Consider the following 16057-nt stretch of genomic DNA (forward strand, 5'->3'; position numbering starts at 1 on the left):
GCACCTGCCGCGTTGTCGTCACTCGCCGACGCTCCACGTCACTCCCTCCTCCGCCTTGCCTCCGCACGCACCAGGCCCCGCTCACCGGCGCGAGGAAGGCGCGGCCGATTCCCCGCGACCTGATCCGAACGACAGGCGCTAGCCTCGGACGCCGCCCGGCGCGGCCGCCGCCACGGGGAGCGGATACGGCGGGGGAGTGCCGCCGAACTCCGGGCAGTGCGCCTGGTGGTCGCACCAGCCGCAGAGCTTGGTGGGCCGGGGCCGCCAGTCGCCCGTCTCGGTCGCCAGCCGGATCGCCTCCCACAGCGCCAGCAGCTTGCGCTCCACACGCTCCAGGTCGGCCGGGACCGGGTCGTAGGTGAGCACGTCACCGCTGCCCAGGTAGACCAGTTGCAGCCGGCGGGGGACGACCTGCTTCAGGCGCCACACCACCAGGGCGTAGAACTTCATCTGGAACAGGGCGCCTTCGGCGTACTCGGGGCGGGGGGCCTTGCCCGTCTTGTAGTCGACGATCCGCACCTCGCCGGTGGGCGCCACGTCGACCCGGTCGATGATGCCGCGCAGCCGCAGCCCGGAGTCCAGCTCCGTCTCGACGAACAGCTCCCGCTCGGCGGGCTCCAGCCGGCTCGGGTCCTCCAGCGTGAACCACCGCTCCACCAGCCGCTCGGCCTCGGCCAGCCAGCGGGCCAGCCGCTCGCCGTCCGGGTCGTCGGCGAACAGCTCCACCACCTCGGGCCGCGTCTCGCGCAGCCGGTCCCACTGACCGGGCACCAGGGACTTGGCGCGCGGCGCGGTCCGCTCGGCCGCCGGGGCGTCGAAGAGCCGCTCCAGCACCGCGTGCACCAGCGTGCCCCGGGTGGCGGCCTCGCTCGGCTTCTCCGGGAGCCGGTCGATCACCCGGAACCGGTACAGCAGCGGGCACTGCATGAAGTCACCGGCCCGCGAGGGCGAGAGGGAGGCGGGCGCGGTGGCGGCACGGACCGCGGCCCCGGGGACCGTGCCCACCGCGCCCGCCGCCTCGTCCACCACGGTCGCCGCCGTTTCCGCGCCGCCCTCCGCCGCACCGTCGATGCTCGTCTCCATGTCCCAGACCCTACGGCCCGCCACTGACAGTCACCCAGCCGCGGCGGTGCCGCCCGTGCCGCGAGGAGCACAGGGGTGCCGGGGCGGAAGGGAGCGCGGGGGCCGCATACCATCGATGTGAGACCCTTCCGCCCGGCAGGAGCGGAAGACGCTTCGAACGAGGGGACACCGTGGACGTGAGCGGCGGGAGCGGGCAGCCGCGGTCCGGCAGCGACGAGTCGGCCGAGCACCACGCGGGGCCCCAGGCCCCCGGCTCCGCGCGCCCCGGCCGGAACCCGGACGGCGGCACCCCCGGCACCCCGGCGCCCGCCTCCGGCGACGGAGCCGGGCAACCGGACGACACGCCCCCGGCCACCGCGCCCACGGCCTCCGGCCCCGCCCCGGACCCCAGCGGCGGCACCCGGCCGGGCGACCCGCGCCCGGGGACCGCCGGGGACGGCGCTCCCCCGGACCCGGACGCCGCGGGCGGCGGCCCCCACCGGCCGCCCGCCGCCGAACCCCCGCCCCCCACCCCGCCCCGGCCCGCCCCCGCCCGCCCCGGCACCCCCGGCGAGGGCCACCGCGCTCCCGCCCGGCCGGGCGGCAAACCCCCGCGCCGCCCCCGCGAACCCGGCGGCGGACTGCTGATGGGCCGCCCGTTCGGCGTCCCCGTCTACGTCGCCCCGAGCTGGTTCCTGGTCGCCGCCCTCATCACCTGGGTCTTCGGCGGCCAGCTCGACCGGGTCCTGCCCGAGCTGGGCGCCGCCCGCTACCTGGTCTCCCTCTTCTTCGCCGTCGCCTTCTACGCCTCCGTCCTCGTCCACGAACTGGCCCACACCGTCGCCGCCCTCCGCTTCAAGCTCCCGGTCCGCCGCATCCAGCTCCAGTTCTTCGGCGGTGTCTCCGAGATCGAGAAGGAGGCCGAGACCCCGGGCCGCGAGTTCGTGCTGGCCTTCGTCGGCCCCCTGCTCTCCCTCGTCCTGGCCGGCGTCTTCTACCTGGCCCTGCTGCCCGTCGAACCCGGCACGGTCCCCGGCGTCCTGCTGGCCGGCCTGATGATCTCCAACCTCATCGTGGCCGCCTTCAACCTGCTCCCCGGCCTCCCCCTGGACGGCGGCCGGATGCTCCGCGCCGTGGTCTGGAAGCTCACCGGCAAGCCGATGAGCGGCACGGTCGCCGCCGCCTGGGTCGGCCGGGCACTCGCCATCGCCGTCCTGATCGGCCTGCCGCTGCTCACCCAGTCCGGGGCCCTCGGCTCCGACGCCGTGGACAACGTCGGCATGGACACCGTGATGGACGCCCTGCTGGCCGCCATCCTCGCCGCGATCATCTGGACCGGCGCCGGCAACAGCCTGCGCATGGCCCGCCTGCGCGAGCACCTGCCGGAACTGCGCGCCCGCAACCTCACCCGGCGCGCCGTCCCCGTCGAGACCGACACCCCGCTCTCCGAGGCGCTGCGCCGCGCCAACGCCGCCGGGGCCCGTGCCCTGGTCGTCGTCGACGCCGAAGGCACCCCCCTCTCCCTGGTCCGGGAGGCCGCGATCGTCGGCGTGCCCGAGCACCGCCGCCCCTGGGTCGCGGTCAGCGGCCTCGCCCAGGACCTCACCGACGGCATGCGGGTCTCCGCCGAGCTGGCCGGCGAGGAACTCCTCGACGTCCTGCGCGCCACCCCCGCCACCGAGTACCTCGTCACGGAGGAGAGCGGCGAGATCTACGGCGTCCTGTCCGCGGCCGACGTGGAACGCGCCTTTGTGAAGGCGATGGCCCGGCCCAGCTGACACCCGCCCGCCCGGAGCGGTGTTCCCGGCCTGTGGTCGGTGCCCTTCCGAAACGCCGGTAGGCTGGTCACATGTCCGAACCGACCGGTGCCGCCCGCAGGCGCGGGCCCTTCAAGGTCGGGGACCAGGTTCAGCTGACCGACCCCAAGGGCCGCCACTACACGTTCACGCTCGAGGCCGGGAAGAACTTCCACACCCACAAGGGTTCCTTCCCGCACGACGAACTGATCGGTGCTCCCGAGGGCAGCGTTGTCCGTACCACCGGGAACGTCGCCTACCTCGCGCTGCGCCCCCTGCTCCCCGACTACGTCCTGTCCATGCCCCGCGGCGCCGCCGTGGTCTACCCCAAGGACGCGGGGCAGATCCTCGCCTTCGCCGACATCTTCCCCGGCGCCCGCGTCGTGGAGGCCGGGGTCGGCTCCGGCTCGCTCAGCAGCTTCCTGCTGCGCGCCATCGGCGACCAGGGCATGCTGCACTCCTACGAGCGCCGCGAGGACTTCGCCGAGATCGCCCGCGGCAACGTGGAGCGCTACTTCGGCGGCCCGCACCCCGCCTGGCAGCTCACCGTGGGCGACCTCCAGGACAACCTGTCCGACACCGAGGTGGACCGCGTCATCCTGGACATGCTCGCCCCCTGGGAGTGCCTGGACGCCGTCTCCAAGGCGCTCGTCCCCGGCGGCATCCTCTGCTGCTACGTGGCGACCACCACCCAGCTCGCCCGGACCGTGGAGTCCATCCGCGAGATCGGCTGCTTCAACGAGCCGACCTCCTGGGAGACCATGATCCGCAACTGGCACGTGGAGGGCCTGGCCGTCCGCCCGGACCACCGGATGATCGGCCACACCGGCTTCCTGCTCACCGCCCGCCGCCTCGCCGACGGCGTGGAGCCGCCCATGCGCCGCCGCCGCCCCGCCAAGGGCGCCTACGGCGAGGACTACGACGGCCCGAACGCCGGCGGCGGCACCGGCCGCTGACCCGGACCGCCACCCCGCCAACGTACCGGCGCCGTGGCGAAGTTCCCGCGCCACACCGGGAACTCCGCCACGGCGTCGTCCCGTTGCCGGAGGACCGCCGGCCCGACCGGCGCCGGGCGAACGGATTCCAGTACCCACCCCGCTGTTCCCCCGCACTGTGACGTGTGGCACGATGCTGGCCACCCCACCGGCACAGCCCTCACAGGAGACACTCCTCGTGCAGCACTCCGCCGTTCCGGAACTGGCGCACACACGCACCCGTCCGATCCACTGGGTCGCCACCGCAACCGCCGTAGCCGCCGTGGTGGCCCTCTCCTCGGTGCTCCAGCCCGACGCCGCGACCGCCGCCCAGGCCGCCGGCGCCAGGACCGCGCCCGCCGGCCCGCGCGTCGCCGCGCCCGACCCCGCGGCCGTCGCCTTCCCGCTGGACTGCGGCCCGGTCGAGACGGTGGTACGGAAGAGGGCGTCCGGCGACCTGGACGGCGACGGGCGACCGGAGACGGTGGCCGCGGTGCACTGCGACGCCCCCATGGGCACTCCGCCCGACGGCGTCTACGTCCTGACCCGGGGCGGTGACGGCGAGCCCCGCGTGGTGGCGACCCTCATCGACCCGAAGGAGCGCCGGACCGTCACCGGCCTCACCGTGTCCGGCGGATCCGTCCTCGCCGGCTACCTCGGCTACTCGTCGGCCGACGTGCCCAGTTGCTGCCCCGACGTCGAGGAGGACGCGAAGTGGCGCTGGAACAACGGCGCGTTCGTCCGCTCCACCCCCGGACAGGCCCACGCGGTCTGACGGCACCCGGCGCCGACTCCGTGTGAGCCATCAGACAACGGTCACGGAACGTGCGCAACCGGTCGGGATTTGGTCACTCTGCGTCGGGACCGTAGACCTCGACGCTGTCCGAAACGCGCCGTACGTGGATGCACTCGCCCGGACACTCCTTCGCCGAGTCCACCACGTCGGTCAGGAGCGGCAACGGCACAGGCGTGGTCGCCCCCTTGTCCTGCAGAAGCTCGTCGCCCGCGCCCTTGACGTACGCCAGACCGTCGATGTCCAGCTCGAACACCTCGGGCGCGTACTGGGCGCAGATGCCGTCGCCGGTACACAGGTCCTGGTCGATCCAGACCTCCAGGGCCTCATCGACGGCTGCGGCCTCCTGCTGCACGATCGTCACTCCTCGCGTTTCTGCGCCGAGCGGCGGGAATCCGGCCAGCTCTGACGGGTGTTGAACACTTCGACCCTACCCCCGGCTGCTTTCCAACCGTGTTCCGTGGGTATTCCCCTGGCGTGAGGGAGAGCGCAAGGGTGAAGATCGGACACACCCCGACCGTCTTTGTGATCTAGGGGTTTCAATCGACACCCACCCAGGTAGGGTCTGGAAGCGTCCAGCTCCCCTTGGAGGAGGTGAGGACCGTGGCAGCCCACGACGACGACATGAACCGCGGCATCCGCCCGGGACGCGGGTCCGACGACCCGGCCGGACAGATTGCCTATCTTGAGCAGGAGATCGCCGTCCTGCGACGCAAGCTCGCCGACTCTCCGCGGCACACGAGAATCCTCGAAGAGCGGATCGTCGAGCTGCAGACCAATCTGGCCGGCGTATCCGCGCAGAACGAGCGACTGGCCAATACACTCCGTGAGGCCCGCGACCAGATCGTGGCCCTCAAGGAAGAGGTCGACCGGCTGGCCCAGCCACCGGCCGGCTTCGGTGTCTTCCTGCAGGCGAACGAGGACGGCACGGCCGACATCTTCACCGGGGGCCGCAAGCTCCGGGTGAACGTCAGCCCCAGCGTCGAGCTGGACGACCTGCGCCGCGGCCAGGAAGTCATGCTCAACGAGGCGCTCAACGTGGTCGAGGCCATGGAGTTCGAGAGCGTCGGCGACATCGTCACCCTCAAGGAGATCCTGGAGGACGGCGAGCGCGCCCTGGTGCTGGGGCACACCGACGAGGAGCGCGTGGTCCGGCTCGCCGAGCCGCTGCGCGGCATCACCATCCGCGCCGGTGACGCCCTCCTGCTCGAACCCCGCTCCGGCTACGTCTACGAGGTCGTCCCCAAGAGCGAGGTCGAGGAACTCGTCCTCGAAGAGGTCCCCGACATCGGCTACGAGCAGATCGGCGGCCTCGGCGGACAGATCGAGATGATCCGCGACGCGGTCGAGCTCCCGTACCTCTACCCCGACCTGTTCAAGGAGCACGAGCTGCGTCCGCCCAAGGGCGTCCTGCTCTACGGCCCGCCCGGATGCGGCAAGACCCTCATCGCCAAGGCGGTGGCGAACTCGCTGGCCAAGAAGGTCGCCGAGGTCACCGGCCAGTCCGCCGGCAAGAGCTTCTTCCTGAACATCAAGGGTCCCGAGCTGCTGAACAAGTACGTCGGCGAGACCGAGCGGCAGATCCGCCTGGTCTTCCAGCGGGCCCGGGAGAAGGCCAGCGAGGGCACCCCCGTCATCGTCTTCTTCGACGAGATGGAGTCCCTCTTCCGCACCCGTGGCTCGGGCGTCAGCTCGGACGTGGAGAACACCATCGTCCCGCAGCTGCTCGCCGAGATCGACGGTGTGGAGGGCCTGCAGAACGTGGTGGTGATCGGCGCCTCCAACCGCGAGGACATGATCGACCCCGCCATCCTGCGGCCCGGCCGGCTCGACGTGAAGATCAAGATCGAGCGTCCGGACGCCGAGGCGGCCAAGGACATCTTCGGCAAGTACCTCACCGAGCGCCTCCCGCTCCACGAGGACGACCTGAAGGAGCACGACAAGGACAAGGCGGCCACCGTCCAGAGCATGATCCAGACGGCGGTGGAACACATGTACGCCGAATCCGAGGAGAACCGCTTCCTGGAGGTCACCTACGCCAATGGCGACAAGGAAGTCCTCTACTTCAAGGACTTCAATTCCGGCGCCATGATCGAGAACATCGTGGGCCGCGCCAAGAAGATGGCGATCAAGGACTTCCTGGAGAAGAACCAGAAGGGCCTGCGCGTCTCCCACCTCCTCCAGGCGTGCGTGGACGAGTTCAAGGAGAACGAGGACCTGCCCAACACCACCAACCCGGACGACTGGGCCCGGATCTCCGGAAAGAAGGGCGAGCGGATCGTGTACATCCGTACGCTCGTCACCGGAAAGCAGGGCGCGGACACCGGACGCTCCATCGACACGGTGGCGAACACCGGTCAGTACCTGTAAAAGGCGGGGCGGCTGCGGGTGCCCTCGGCGGGTACCCGCAGCCGAGTGTTTTTCCGAGCCCCGGCTGGAGCAAGGCAATGACGCAAATGATCTCCCCACCGGCGCAGAGGCGTTCTAGGCTCTCCTATACCGCCGAGTCGCGCAGTGCGGGGACGGGCACCGCACACGCACCGGAGCGCCAGCGGTACGTGAGCGGCGTCCACGACCTAGGGCGCCGCCGGGCAAGGAGGGCCGCATGACCGTACGGCGAGTAATGGGCATCGAGACGGAGTACGGGATCTCCGTCCCCGGTCACCCCAACGCCAATGCCATGCTCACCTCGTCCCAGATCGTCAACGCCTACGCGGCGGCGATGCACCGGGCCCGCCGGGCCCGCTGGGATTTCGAGGAGGAGAACCCGCTGCGGGACGCGCGAGGCTTCGACCTCGCCCGGGAGGCCGCCGACTCCAGCCAGCTGACCGACGAGGACATCGGCCTGGCCAACGTGATCCTCACCAACGGTGCCCGGCTCTACGTCGACCACGCGCACCCCGAGTACAGCGCGCCCGAGGTCACCAATCCGCGGGACGCCGTGCTGTGGGACAAGGCCGGCGAACGGATCATGGCCGAGGCCGCCGAGCGGGCCGCCCAGCTGCCCGGGGCCCAGCCGATCCACCTGTACAAGAACAACACCGACAACAAGGGCGCGTCCTACGGCACCCACGAGAACTACCTGATGAAGCGGGAGACCGCCTTCTCGGACATCGTGCGCCACCTGACGCCGTTCTTCGTCTCCCGGCAGGTCGTCACCGGCGCCGGCCGCGTCGGTATCGGCCAGGACGGCCACGAGCACGGCTTCCAGCTCAGCCAGCGCGCCGACTACTTCGAGGTCGAGGTCGGCCTGGAGACGACGCTGAAGCGCCCGATCATCAACACCCGCGACGAGCCGCACGCGGACGCCGAGAAGTACCGCAGGCTGCACGTGATCATCGGCGACGCCAACCTGTCCGAGATCTCGACGTACCTGAAGCTGGGCACGACCGCCCTGGTGCTGTCGATGATCGAGGACGGCTTCATCGCGGTCGACCTCGCCGTCGACCAGCCGGTCCGCACCCTCCACCAGGTCTCCCACGACCCGACGCTCCAGCACCTCGTCACGCTGCGCAGCGGCCGGACACTCACCGCGGTGCAGCTCCAGATGGAGTACTTCGAGCTGTCCCGCAAGTACGTGGAGGAGCGGTACGGCTCGGACGCCGACGACCAGACCAAGGACGTCCTGGCCCGCTGGGAGGACGTCCTCAACCGCCTGGAGAACGACCCGATGAGCCTGGCCGGGGAGCTGGACTGGGTCGCCAAGCGGGAGCTGATGGAGGGCTACCGCAGGCGGGACAACGTGGACTGGGACGCCGCCCGGCTGCACCTGGTGGACCTCCAGTACGCGGACGTACGCCCCGACAAGGGCCTGTACAACCGTCTGGCGGCCCGGGGCCGCATGAAGCGCCTGCTGACCGACGACGAGGTCGAGCGGGCCCGTACCAAGCCGCCCGAGGACACCCGCGCCTACTTCCGCGGGCGCTGTCTGGAGCAGTACGCGGACGACGTGGCGGCGGCCTCCTGGGACTCGGTGATCTTCGATCTGCCGGGCCGGGACTCGCTCCAGCGGGTGCCAACCCTGGAACCGCTTCGCGGAACGCGTAATCACGTGAAGGAGCTCCTGGACCGCTGCCGTACGGCGGAGGACCTGGTCAGGGTGTTGTCCGGGGGTTGATCCCGGTCAGTGGGTACCCGGGGCGGACCGCCTGGACGGGGTGAAAGTCCCCGGCCCGGGAATCATCGAGGTGATCCCCGCACGTTGGAGGAACGGCGGGGCCGATGTCGGACCCGGCTTGTAGGGTCGGATCTTGAGCGAGTGAAGCGAACTGTGTCGGGCGAACCGAGCGGGGTGAGGGTGATGGCGACCAAGGACACCGGCGGCGGGCAGCAGAAGGCCACGCGTTCCACCGAGGAGGTCGAGGAGCAGACGCAGGACGCGCAGGCGTCGGAAGACCTCAAGGAGCGGCAGGAGAAGCTCAGCGACGACGTCGACTCGGTGCTGGACGAGATCGACGACGTGCTCGAGGAGAACGCGGAGGACTTCGTGAGGTCGTTCGTGCAGAAGGGCGGCCAGTAGGCCGCGAGCCCGTGAGGGACGGGTGAGCGACGGGGTGAGGCCGGTGTGCGGCGCGGTCACGGCCGTGCCGCACGCCCGTCTCCGCCGGGGGGCCGTGGGGGTGCTTTCCGTGGCTTCCGCCGAGTATGTGGATCACCGCCGTGGTGCGGGTAGGGTCCGTGGCATACCGAGCACCAGCCGCAGCGCCGTGCTGGGGCAGTCGAACGATCGGCCCGACGTCGTACGGCGGGCTGTTGCATATGTGGAAGGAAACGCGTGGAAGCCAACACTCGTAGCACCGGGCGTCTGCCGGCTGCCTTCCTGACGCCCGGCTCGTCGTCCTTCATGGACTTCCTGTCGGAGCACCAGCCGGAGATGCTCCCGGGCAACCGGCAGCTGCCGCCCACCCAGGGCGTGATCGAGGCGCCGCACGGCACCACCATCGTCGCCGTCACCTTCCCGGGCGGCGTGGTGCTCGCCGGTGACCGCCGCGCCACCATGGGCAACGTCATCGCGCAACGGGACATCGAGAAGGTGTTCCCCGCCGACGAGTACTCGGCGGTGGGCATCGCCGGTACGGCGGGGCTGGCCGTGGAGATGGTGAAGCTGTTCCAGCTGGAGCTGGAGCACTTCGAGAAGGTCGAGGGAGCGCAGCTCTCCCTGGAGGGCAAGGCCAACCGGCTGTCGACGATGATCCGCTCCAACCTCGGCATGGCGATGCAGGGGCTGGCCGTGGTACCGCTCTTCGCGGGGTACGACGTCGACCGCGGCAGGGGCCGCATCTTCTCCTACGACGTGACGGGCGGGCGCTCCGAGGAGCACCACTTCGCCGCCACCGGGTCGGGGTCGGTCTTCGCGCGCGGCGCGATGAAGAAGCTCTTCCGGGAGGACCTGAGCGAGGACCAGGCGACCACCCTGGTGGTGCAGGCCCTGTACGACGCGGCCGACGACGACTCGGCGACCGGTGGCCCCGACGTCGCCCGGCGCATCTTCCCGATCGTCACCGTGATCACCGAGGACGGCTTCCGCCGGCTCACCGAGGACGAGTCCTCGCAGATCGCCCGTTCCGTGCTGGAGCGGCGGCTGGAGCGGCCCGACGGTCCGCGGGCGGCGCTGCTGTAGCGGCGGGCACGGTTGCTTTGGTGTCAGGTGGTCCAGTGACTTCGACAGAAAGGGACGGTTGACCGGTGTCGACGCCGTTCTATGTATCGCCCCAGCAGGCCATGGCCGACCGGGCCGAGTACGCCCGCAAGGGCATCGCCCGCGGGCGCAGCCTGGTCGTGCTGCAGTACGCCGACGGCATCGTGTTCGTCGGTGAGAACCCGTCCCGCGCGCTGCACAAGTTCAGCGAGATCTACGACCGGATCGGCTTCGCCGCCGCCGGCAAGTACAACGAGTACGAGAACCTGCGGATCGGCGGCGTGCGCTACGCCGACCTGCGGGGATACACCTACGACCGCGAGGACGTGACCGCGCGGGGGCTGGCCAACGTCTACGCGCAGACGCTGGGCACCATCTTCTCCAGCGCCGGTGAGAAGCCCTACGAGGTCGAGCTGGTCGTCGCCGAGGTCGGGGAGACACCCGAGGGCGACCAGATCTACCGGCTGCCGCACGACGGATCGATCGTCGACGAGCACGGCTCGGTCGCCGTCGGCGGCAACGCGGAACAGATCAGCAGTTACCTCGACCAGCGCCACCAGGACGGCATGACGCTGGCGGAGGCGCTGCGGCTGGCGGTGCAGGCGCTGTCCCGGGACACCAACGGCAGTGAGCGGGAGATTCCCGCGGAGCGGCTGGAAGTGGCGGTGCTGGACCGCACGCGCCCGCAGAAGCGGAAGTTCAAGCGCATCGTGGGCGGTCAGCTGTCCCGGCTTCTCGACGGTTCCTCGGCGGACCCGTCCGCCTCGGAGGCCGGGTCCGGGGAGGAGTGACGCCGACGGCGCCGGCGGGGGACGGACACCCCCCCCGGCGCCGGGGTGTGTGACGGGGCCCCGGTCAGTCCCCCGGGGGCGGCGCCGTGGAGCCTCGTACGACCAGGTCGACCGGGATGTCGTCCCGGCTCGGGACCCGGCCGTCCAGCACGTCCAGGAGCGCCCGCATGCCCCGCTCCCCGAAGGTCTCCGCGTCCAGGCGGACCGTGGTCAGCTCCGGGTCGATCGCCGTGGCGAGGGCGAGGTCGTCCAGACCGGTGACGGAGACGTCCTCCGGGACGCGCAGGCCCAGGCGGCGCAGCGCCTTGTAGGCGCCCGCGGCGAGTTTGTCGTCGTCGCAGACCAGGGCCGTGGGGCGGGGGCCGGGGCCGGACAGCGCCGCCTCGGTGGCCGACCGGGCGCCCTCGATCGAGAGCGGCGCGTGAGCCGTGCGCAGCGCGCTGCCCGGGACGGCGGCCAGCCGTGCGGCCAGTTCCCTGGCCCGTACCTCGAAGGTCCAGGAGCCCACGTCCGCCGCCAGGTGCAGGAAACGGCGGTGCCCCAGGGCCAGCAGGTGGTCCGCGACCTGGCGGATGCCGTCGGCGATGTCGAGGTTGACGGTGGCGGCGCCGGTACTGCCCGCCGGGTCGCTGTCCAGCATCACCAGCGGCAGCTGGTCGCCGCGGATCGCGGTGAGCGCGTCCGCGGCCATCGAGGAGGCGATCACGCCGTCCAGTGCCGCCTGGGCCGAGGCGAACGGGTCCCGGGCGGGGCCGATGCCCTCGGGAGACGGGTAGAGGACCACCCCGAAGCCGTGTTCCGCGGCGACGCGCGCGGCCCCCGTGTAGACGCCCGCGAAGAACTCGGTGGTGAGGGCCGGTACGACCAGCAGGACCGTGCGGGTGCGGCCGAGACGGAGATTGCGGGCGGCCAGGTTGGGGCGGTACCCCAGGTCGTGCGCGGCCCGGCGCACGCGCTCGGCCGTCGTCTCCGACACGCGCCCCCGCCACTTGTCGCCCATGACCAGGGAGACCGCCGCCTGGGACACACCGGCGACCCGGGCGACGTCCCGGCTGGTCGGACGTGTGCTGTCTCGTGCCACCGTGGGCCCCGCTCCTCCGTCTGGACTCCCGAACAGCGGTCATGGTACGTATGACCACGCATGAGTTATACGTAAAACGTCGGACGGCGGGGACGGGAGTCGGACATGGCCTCGGGATATCTGGAGATCCTTCGGGCGCGGTACGCCCTGCGCCTGCTGGCCGGCACGCTCGTGGGCCGGCTGCCCAACGCGACCGCCGCCATCGCCATCGTGCTGTTTGTGCGGGCCGAGGGCGGTTCGTACAGCCTCGCGGGAGCGCTCGCGGCCGTCTACGGGGTCGCCAACGCCGTGGGGCAGCCGGTGCTCGGCCGGCTCGTGGACCTGTACGGGCAGCCGCGGGTGCAGCTCCCGGCGGCCGTGCTGTCCGGCGTGGCGATGGCCGTGTTCGCCTGGGCCGGCACCGGCCCGGTGGCGGTGGCGTACGCGGCGGTGGCGGGCGCGGGGCTGTTCACGCCACCGCTGGAGGGCGGGCTGCGGGCGCTGTGGCCCAGCGTCCTGCGCAAGGAGGGGCAGGTGCACACGGCGTACGCGATGGACGCCGTGGCCCAGGAGGTGATGTTCACCGCCGGGCCGCTGCTGGTGACGCTCTGCGTGTCCCTGTGGTCCGCGCAGGCCGCGCTGCTCGTCCTCAACGTGGCCGGGGTGCTCGGGGCACTGTCCGTCGTCCTGTCGCCGCCCTCGCGCGCCTGGCGGTCCGCCCCGCGCGAGGCGCACTGGCTGGGCGCCCTGCGCTCGCCGGGCCTGCTGGCGCTGCTCGGCGCCTTCCTGTTCGTCGGGGTCGCGCTCGGCTCGATCACGGTCGCCGCCGTGCCGTACGCCGACGCGCACGGCGGCGACGCCGTCTACGGCTGGCTGATGGCGGCGCTCGGACTGGGGGCACTGGTGGGCGGCGCCGGGTACGGGGCGCGGCAGTGGACCGGTGATCCGGCGCGCCGGCTGCGGCTGCTCGTGGCGCTCCTGGCGGTGTGCTACCTGCCGCTGACGCTGATGCCGGGCACGGCCGGCATGGTGCTGCTCGCCGCGCTCGCGGGTGTCTTCCTGGCGCCGGCCATCGCCTGCGCCTTCGTCCTGGTCGACCGGCACGCGCCGCCGGGGACCGTGACGGAGGCGTTCTCCTGGCTGGTGACGACGATCACCGTGGGCGCCTCGGTCGGCACCGGTCTCACCGGACCGGTCGTGGAGGCGGGCGGAGCGCTGTGGGGCTTCGCCGTGCCGGGGGCCGCCGGGACCGTGTCCCTGCTGGTGCTCACCGCCACCGGACGGGTCCTCGCAGCTCCCGCCGGACAAGCGGTGGTTGCGGCTTCATCGGAAAATGATCCAAACCGTGCCGTCGAACCCCGTTTCAGTTCAGGGGATCGGGCGTAATGTTCAGTCATGGACCGCCGCATTTTCGGGCTGGAGAACGAGTACGGCGTCACGTGCACGTTCAGGGGACAGCGCCGCCTGTCGCCTGACGAGGTGGCGCGGTACCTCTTCCGCCGTGTCGTGTCATGGGGCCGCAGCAGCAATGTCTTTCTGCGCAACGGCGCCCGCCTCTACCTCGATGTCGGATCACACCCGGAATACGCCACACCCGAATGTGACAACGTCACCGAGCTCGTCACCCACGACAAGGCGGGTGAGCGCATTCTCGAGGGACTCCTGGTCGACGCCGAACGACGCCTGCACGAGGAAGGAATCGCGGGCGACGTCTACCTCTTCAAGAACAACACCGATTCGGCGGGCAACTCCTACGGCTGCCACGAGAACTATCTGGTGGCCCGGCACGGGGAGTTCTCCCGGCTCGCGGACATCCTCATCCCGTTCCTGGTGACGAGGCAGCTGCTGTGCGGCGCGGGCAAGGTGCTCCAGACGCCGCGCGGCGCCGTGTACTGCGTCAGCCAGCGGGCCGAGCACATCTGGGAGGGCGTCTCCTCGGCGACCACCCGCTCCCGGCCCATCATCAACACGCGTGACGAGCCGCACGCCGACGCCGAGCGCTACCGCCGGCTCCACGTCATCGTCGGCGACTCGAACATGTCCGAGACGACCATGCTCCTCAAGGTCGGCGCCACCGACCTGGTGCTGCGCATGATCGAGGCCGGCACGGTGATGCGCGACCTCACCCTGGAGAACCCGATCCGGGCGATCCGCGAGGTCAGCCACGACATCACCGGACGGCGCAAGGTGCGCCTGGCCAGCGGCCGGGAGGCGTCCGCGCTGGAGGTGCAGCGGGAGTACTACGAGAAGGCCGTGGACTTCTGCGAGCGCCGCGGCATCCGCACCGGCACCGTCGAGCGGGTGCTGGAGCTGTGGGGCCGCACCCTGGACGCGATCGAGAGCGAGGACCTCGACCGCATCGGCACCGAGATCGACTGGGTCATGAAGTACAAGCTCATCGAGCGGTACCGCGCCAAGCACAACATGACCATGTCGCACCCCCGGGTCGCGCAGATAGACCTCGCCTACCACGACATCCACCGGCGTCGTGGCCTGTACTACCTGCTGGAGAAGAAGGGCCAGGCCACCCGGGTCTGCAACGACTTGAAGATCTTCGAGGGCAAGTCCGTCCCGCCGCAGACCACTCGGGCCCGGCTGCGCGGCGACTTCATCCGGCGGGCCCAGGAACAGCGCCGTGATTTCACGGTCGACTGGGTCCACCTCAAGCTCAACGACCAGGCACAGCGCACGGTGTTGTGCAAGGACCCGTTCCGTTCCGTGGACGACCGGGTGGAGAAGCTGATCGCCGGAATGTGAGCCGGGACGTCCGCACGCATTGCCGGAACGCCACACGGGCGCCGTACGTTCTCCGTACGGCGCCCGTTCCACGTCGTAGAGTTGCGCGCGCACGTCACCCACCCGAGATCGACCGATTACGAGGCCCCCGCTGTGCGCCGACGCTCCCTTCTCATCGCCGTACCCGTTGGACTGACCACCCTCGCCGCGTGCGGCGACGACGGGGGCGATTCGAGCGAGGCCAGTGACTCCCCCTCGGCGTCGGCGACTTCGTCCGCGCCGGCCCCCAAGATCGTCGACGGCCCGCTGCCGGCGATCACCGCGGGCGCGGAGTTCGGCGAGAAGCCGACGGTGGCCAAGGGCAGCGGCGACCCCTCCGGCCAGCTCGCCGTCAGGACGACCGTCGCGGGCAACGGCAAGCCGGTCGCCGAGAACGACTTCGTGGTCGCCGACTACCTGGGCCAGATCTGGTCCTCCGCCAAGGTCCTCGGCAACTCGTACGACACCAAGAGCCCGCTCGTCTTCCAGCTCGCCCAGGGCAGCGTCATCGACGGCTGGCGGTACGCGCTGACCGGCAAGAAGACCGGCAGCCGTGTCCAGTTCGCCGTCCCGCCCACCTGGGCCTACGGCGACCAGGGCAACGAGCAGCTCGGCGTGAAGAAGGACGACACGCTGGTGTTCGTCTTCGACCTGAAGGACAGCTACAACGCCACGAGCTCCGCCAAGGGCGAGGAGGTCGCCCAGGACGACACCGCGCTGCCCAAGGTCGGCACCGACACCGACGGCAAGGCGCCCTCCATCGAGGTGCCCGACGCCGAGGCGCCCGCGAAACTCGTCGCCAACTACGTCATCGAGGGCGACGGCGCCGAGGTCGAGGCCGACAGCAGCGTCCTCGTGCAGTACAAGGGCGTGCTGTGGGACGGCGGCAAGGAGTTCGACTCGACGTACAGCCGCAAGCAGCTCACGTCGTTCTCGCTCCAGCAGGTCGTCAAGGGCTGGTCGCAGGGGCTGACCGGCAAGAAGGTCGGCAGCCGCGTCCTCATCGTCGTCCCGCCGAACCTCGGGTACGGCGACAGCCCGCCGGAGGGCAGCGGCATCAAGAAGGACTCCACACTCGTCTTCTCCGTGGACATCCTCGCGAAGCTCTGACGGCCGGGGGATGAAAGACTGGACCCGTTGCCTTTCCGCAGACAAGCAGGAGCTAGAG

General features: G+C 71.1%; 14 protein-coding genes. 11 read left to right on the forward strand and 3 right to left on the reverse strand.

All coding sequences use genetic code 11. The features are described 5' to 3' along the window. Nucleotides 1-138: 138 nt before the first annotated feature. Entirely contained in the window at nucleotides 139-1083 is a 945-nt protein-coding gene (locus Sdagh_RS01680) for a RecB family exonuclease (protein WP_226534422.1), read from the reverse strand. A gap of 170 nt (nucleotides 1084-1253) precedes the next feature. Between Sdagh_RS01680 and Sdagh_RS01685 the strand changes: the two genes are divergently transcribed. The 3 genes from Sdagh_RS01685 (at nucleotide 1254) to Sdagh_RS01695 (ending at nucleotide 4607) form a co-directional block, all read left to right on the forward strand. Continuing rightward, a complete protein-coding gene (locus tag Sdagh_RS01685; RefSeq protein WP_190078410.1) occupies nucleotides 1254-2840 on the forward strand; it encodes a site-2 protease family protein in 1587 nt (528 codons plus the stop codon). Between the two features lie 71 nt (nucleotides 2841-2911). Beyond that, on the forward strand, nucleotides 2912-3814 hold the full coding sequence (locus Sdagh_RS01690; protein ID WP_189418662.1) for a tRNA (adenine-N1)-methyltransferase: 903 nt from the start codon (nucleotides 2912-2914) through the stop codon (nucleotides 3812-3814). Between the two features lie 217 nt (nucleotides 3815-4031). Further along, on the forward strand, nucleotides 4032-4607 hold the full coding sequence (locus Sdagh_RS01695; protein WP_190078411.1) for a hypothetical protein: 576 nt from the start codon (nucleotides 4032-4034) through the stop codon (nucleotides 4605-4607). 73 nt (nucleotides 4608-4680) lie between these two features. Here the strand turns inward: Sdagh_RS01695 and Sdagh_RS01700 are convergent, their stop codons facing one another. Continuing rightward, nucleotides 4681-4980, reverse strand: a complete 300-nt coding sequence (locus Sdagh_RS01700; RefSeq protein ID WP_189418666.1) for a ferredoxin — start codon at nucleotides 4978-4980, stop codon at nucleotides 4681-4683. Nucleotides 4981-5228: 248 nt separating this feature from the next. On the opposite strand from Sdagh_RS01700, the gene arc reads away from it, so the two are divergent. The 5 genes from arc to prcA all read left to right on the forward strand — a co-directional run bounded on the left by arc (nucleotide 5229) and on the right by prcA (nucleotide 11054). After that, entirely contained in the window at nucleotides 5229-6995 is a 1767-nt protein-coding gene (arc, locus tag Sdagh_RS01705; RefSeq protein ID WP_189418668.1) for a proteasome ATPase, read from the forward strand. 235 nt (nucleotides 6996-7230) lie between these two features. Beyond that, nucleotides 7231-8742, forward strand: coding sequence for a depupylase/deamidase Dop (gene dop / locus Sdagh_RS01710; RefSeq protein ID WP_360018524.1), 1512 nt, complete (start codon nucleotides 7231-7233; stop codon nucleotides 8740-8742). Nucleotides 8743-8925: 183 nt separating this feature from the next. Beyond that, entirely contained in the window at nucleotides 8926-9144 is a 219-nt protein-coding gene (locus Sdagh_RS01715) for a ubiquitin-like protein Pup (protein WP_030356241.1), read from the forward strand. Between the two features lie 255 nt (nucleotides 9145-9399). Beyond that, nucleotides 9400-10245 carry a proteasome subunit beta gene (gene prcB / locus Sdagh_RS01720; RefSeq protein WP_189418670.1) on the forward strand — a complete coding sequence of 282 codons (846 nt, stop codon included), beginning with the start codon at nucleotides 9400-9402 and terminating at the stop codon, nucleotides 10243-10245. 65 nt (nucleotides 10246-10310) lie between these two features. Beyond that, nucleotides 10311-11054, forward strand: a complete 744-nt coding sequence (gene prcA, locus Sdagh_RS01725; RefSeq protein WP_189418672.1) for a proteasome subunit alpha — start codon at nucleotides 10311-10313, stop codon at nucleotides 11052-11054. Nucleotides 11055-11118: 64 nt separating this feature from the next. Here prcA and Sdagh_RS01730 read toward each other — a convergent pair whose 3' ends face one another. Beyond that, a complete protein-coding gene (locus Sdagh_RS01730) occupies nucleotides 11119-12135 on the reverse strand; it encodes a LacI family DNA-binding transcriptional regulator (protein ID WP_190078412.1) in 1017 nt (338 codons plus the stop codon). Between the two features lie 105 nt (nucleotides 12136-12240). On the opposite strand from Sdagh_RS01730, the gene Sdagh_RS01735 reads away from it, so the two are divergent. The 3 genes from Sdagh_RS01735 to Sdagh_RS01745 all read left to right on the forward strand — a co-directional run bounded on the left by Sdagh_RS01735 (nucleotide 12241) and on the right by Sdagh_RS01745 (nucleotide 15999). After that, nucleotides 12241-13500 (forward strand): MFS transporter, encoded by a 1260-nt coding sequence (locus Sdagh_RS01735; protein ID WP_189418676.1) that lies wholly within the window; start codon nucleotides 12241-12243, stop codon nucleotides 13498-13500. Between the two features lie 9 nt (nucleotides 13501-13509). Continuing rightward, complete coding sequence (gene pafA, locus Sdagh_RS01740) at nucleotides 13510-14871, forward strand: Pup--protein ligase (RefSeq protein ID WP_190078413.1); 1362 nt, start codon at nucleotides 13510-13512, stop codon at nucleotides 14869-14871. 132 nt (nucleotides 14872-15003) lie between these two features. Continuing rightward, complete coding sequence (locus Sdagh_RS01745) at nucleotides 15004-15999, forward strand: FKBP-type peptidyl-prolyl cis-trans isomerase (RefSeq protein WP_189418680.1); 996 nt, start codon at nucleotides 15004-15006, stop codon at nucleotides 15997-15999. Nucleotides 16000-16057 lie beyond the last annotated feature (58 nt).

Source organism: Streptomyces daghestanicus, from assembly GCF_020521275.1.
Lineage (GTDB): Bacteria > Actinomycetota > Actinomycetes > Streptomycetales > Streptomycetaceae > Streptomyces > Streptomyces griseoviridis.

Bases quoted from the DNA above. Each gene is read 5' to 3' on its own strand.
- Sdagh_RS01680 (WP_226534422.1), bottom strand. From the start codon at position 1,083: ATGGAGACGAGCATCGACGGTGCGGCGGAGGGCGGCGCGGAAACGGCG.
- Sdagh_RS01690 (WP_189418662.1), top strand. From the start codon at position 2,912: ATGTCCGAACCGACCGGTGCCGCCCGCAGGCGCGGGCCCTTCAAGGTC.
- dop (WP_360018524.1), top strand. From the start codon at position 7,231: ATGACCGTACGGCGAGTAATGGGCATCGAGACGGAGTACGGGATCTCC.
- Sdagh_RS01715 (WP_030356241.1), top strand. From the start codon at position 8,926: ATGGCGACCAAGGACACCGGCGGCGGGCAGCAGAAGGCCACGCGTTCC.
- Sdagh_RS01735 (WP_189418676.1), top strand. From the start codon at position 12,241: ATGGCCTCGGGATATCTGGAGATCCTTCGGGCGCGGTACGCCCTGCGC.
- pafA (WP_190078413.1), top strand. From the start codon at position 13,510: ATGGACCGCCGCATTTTCGGGCTGGAGAACGAGTACGGCGTCACGTGC.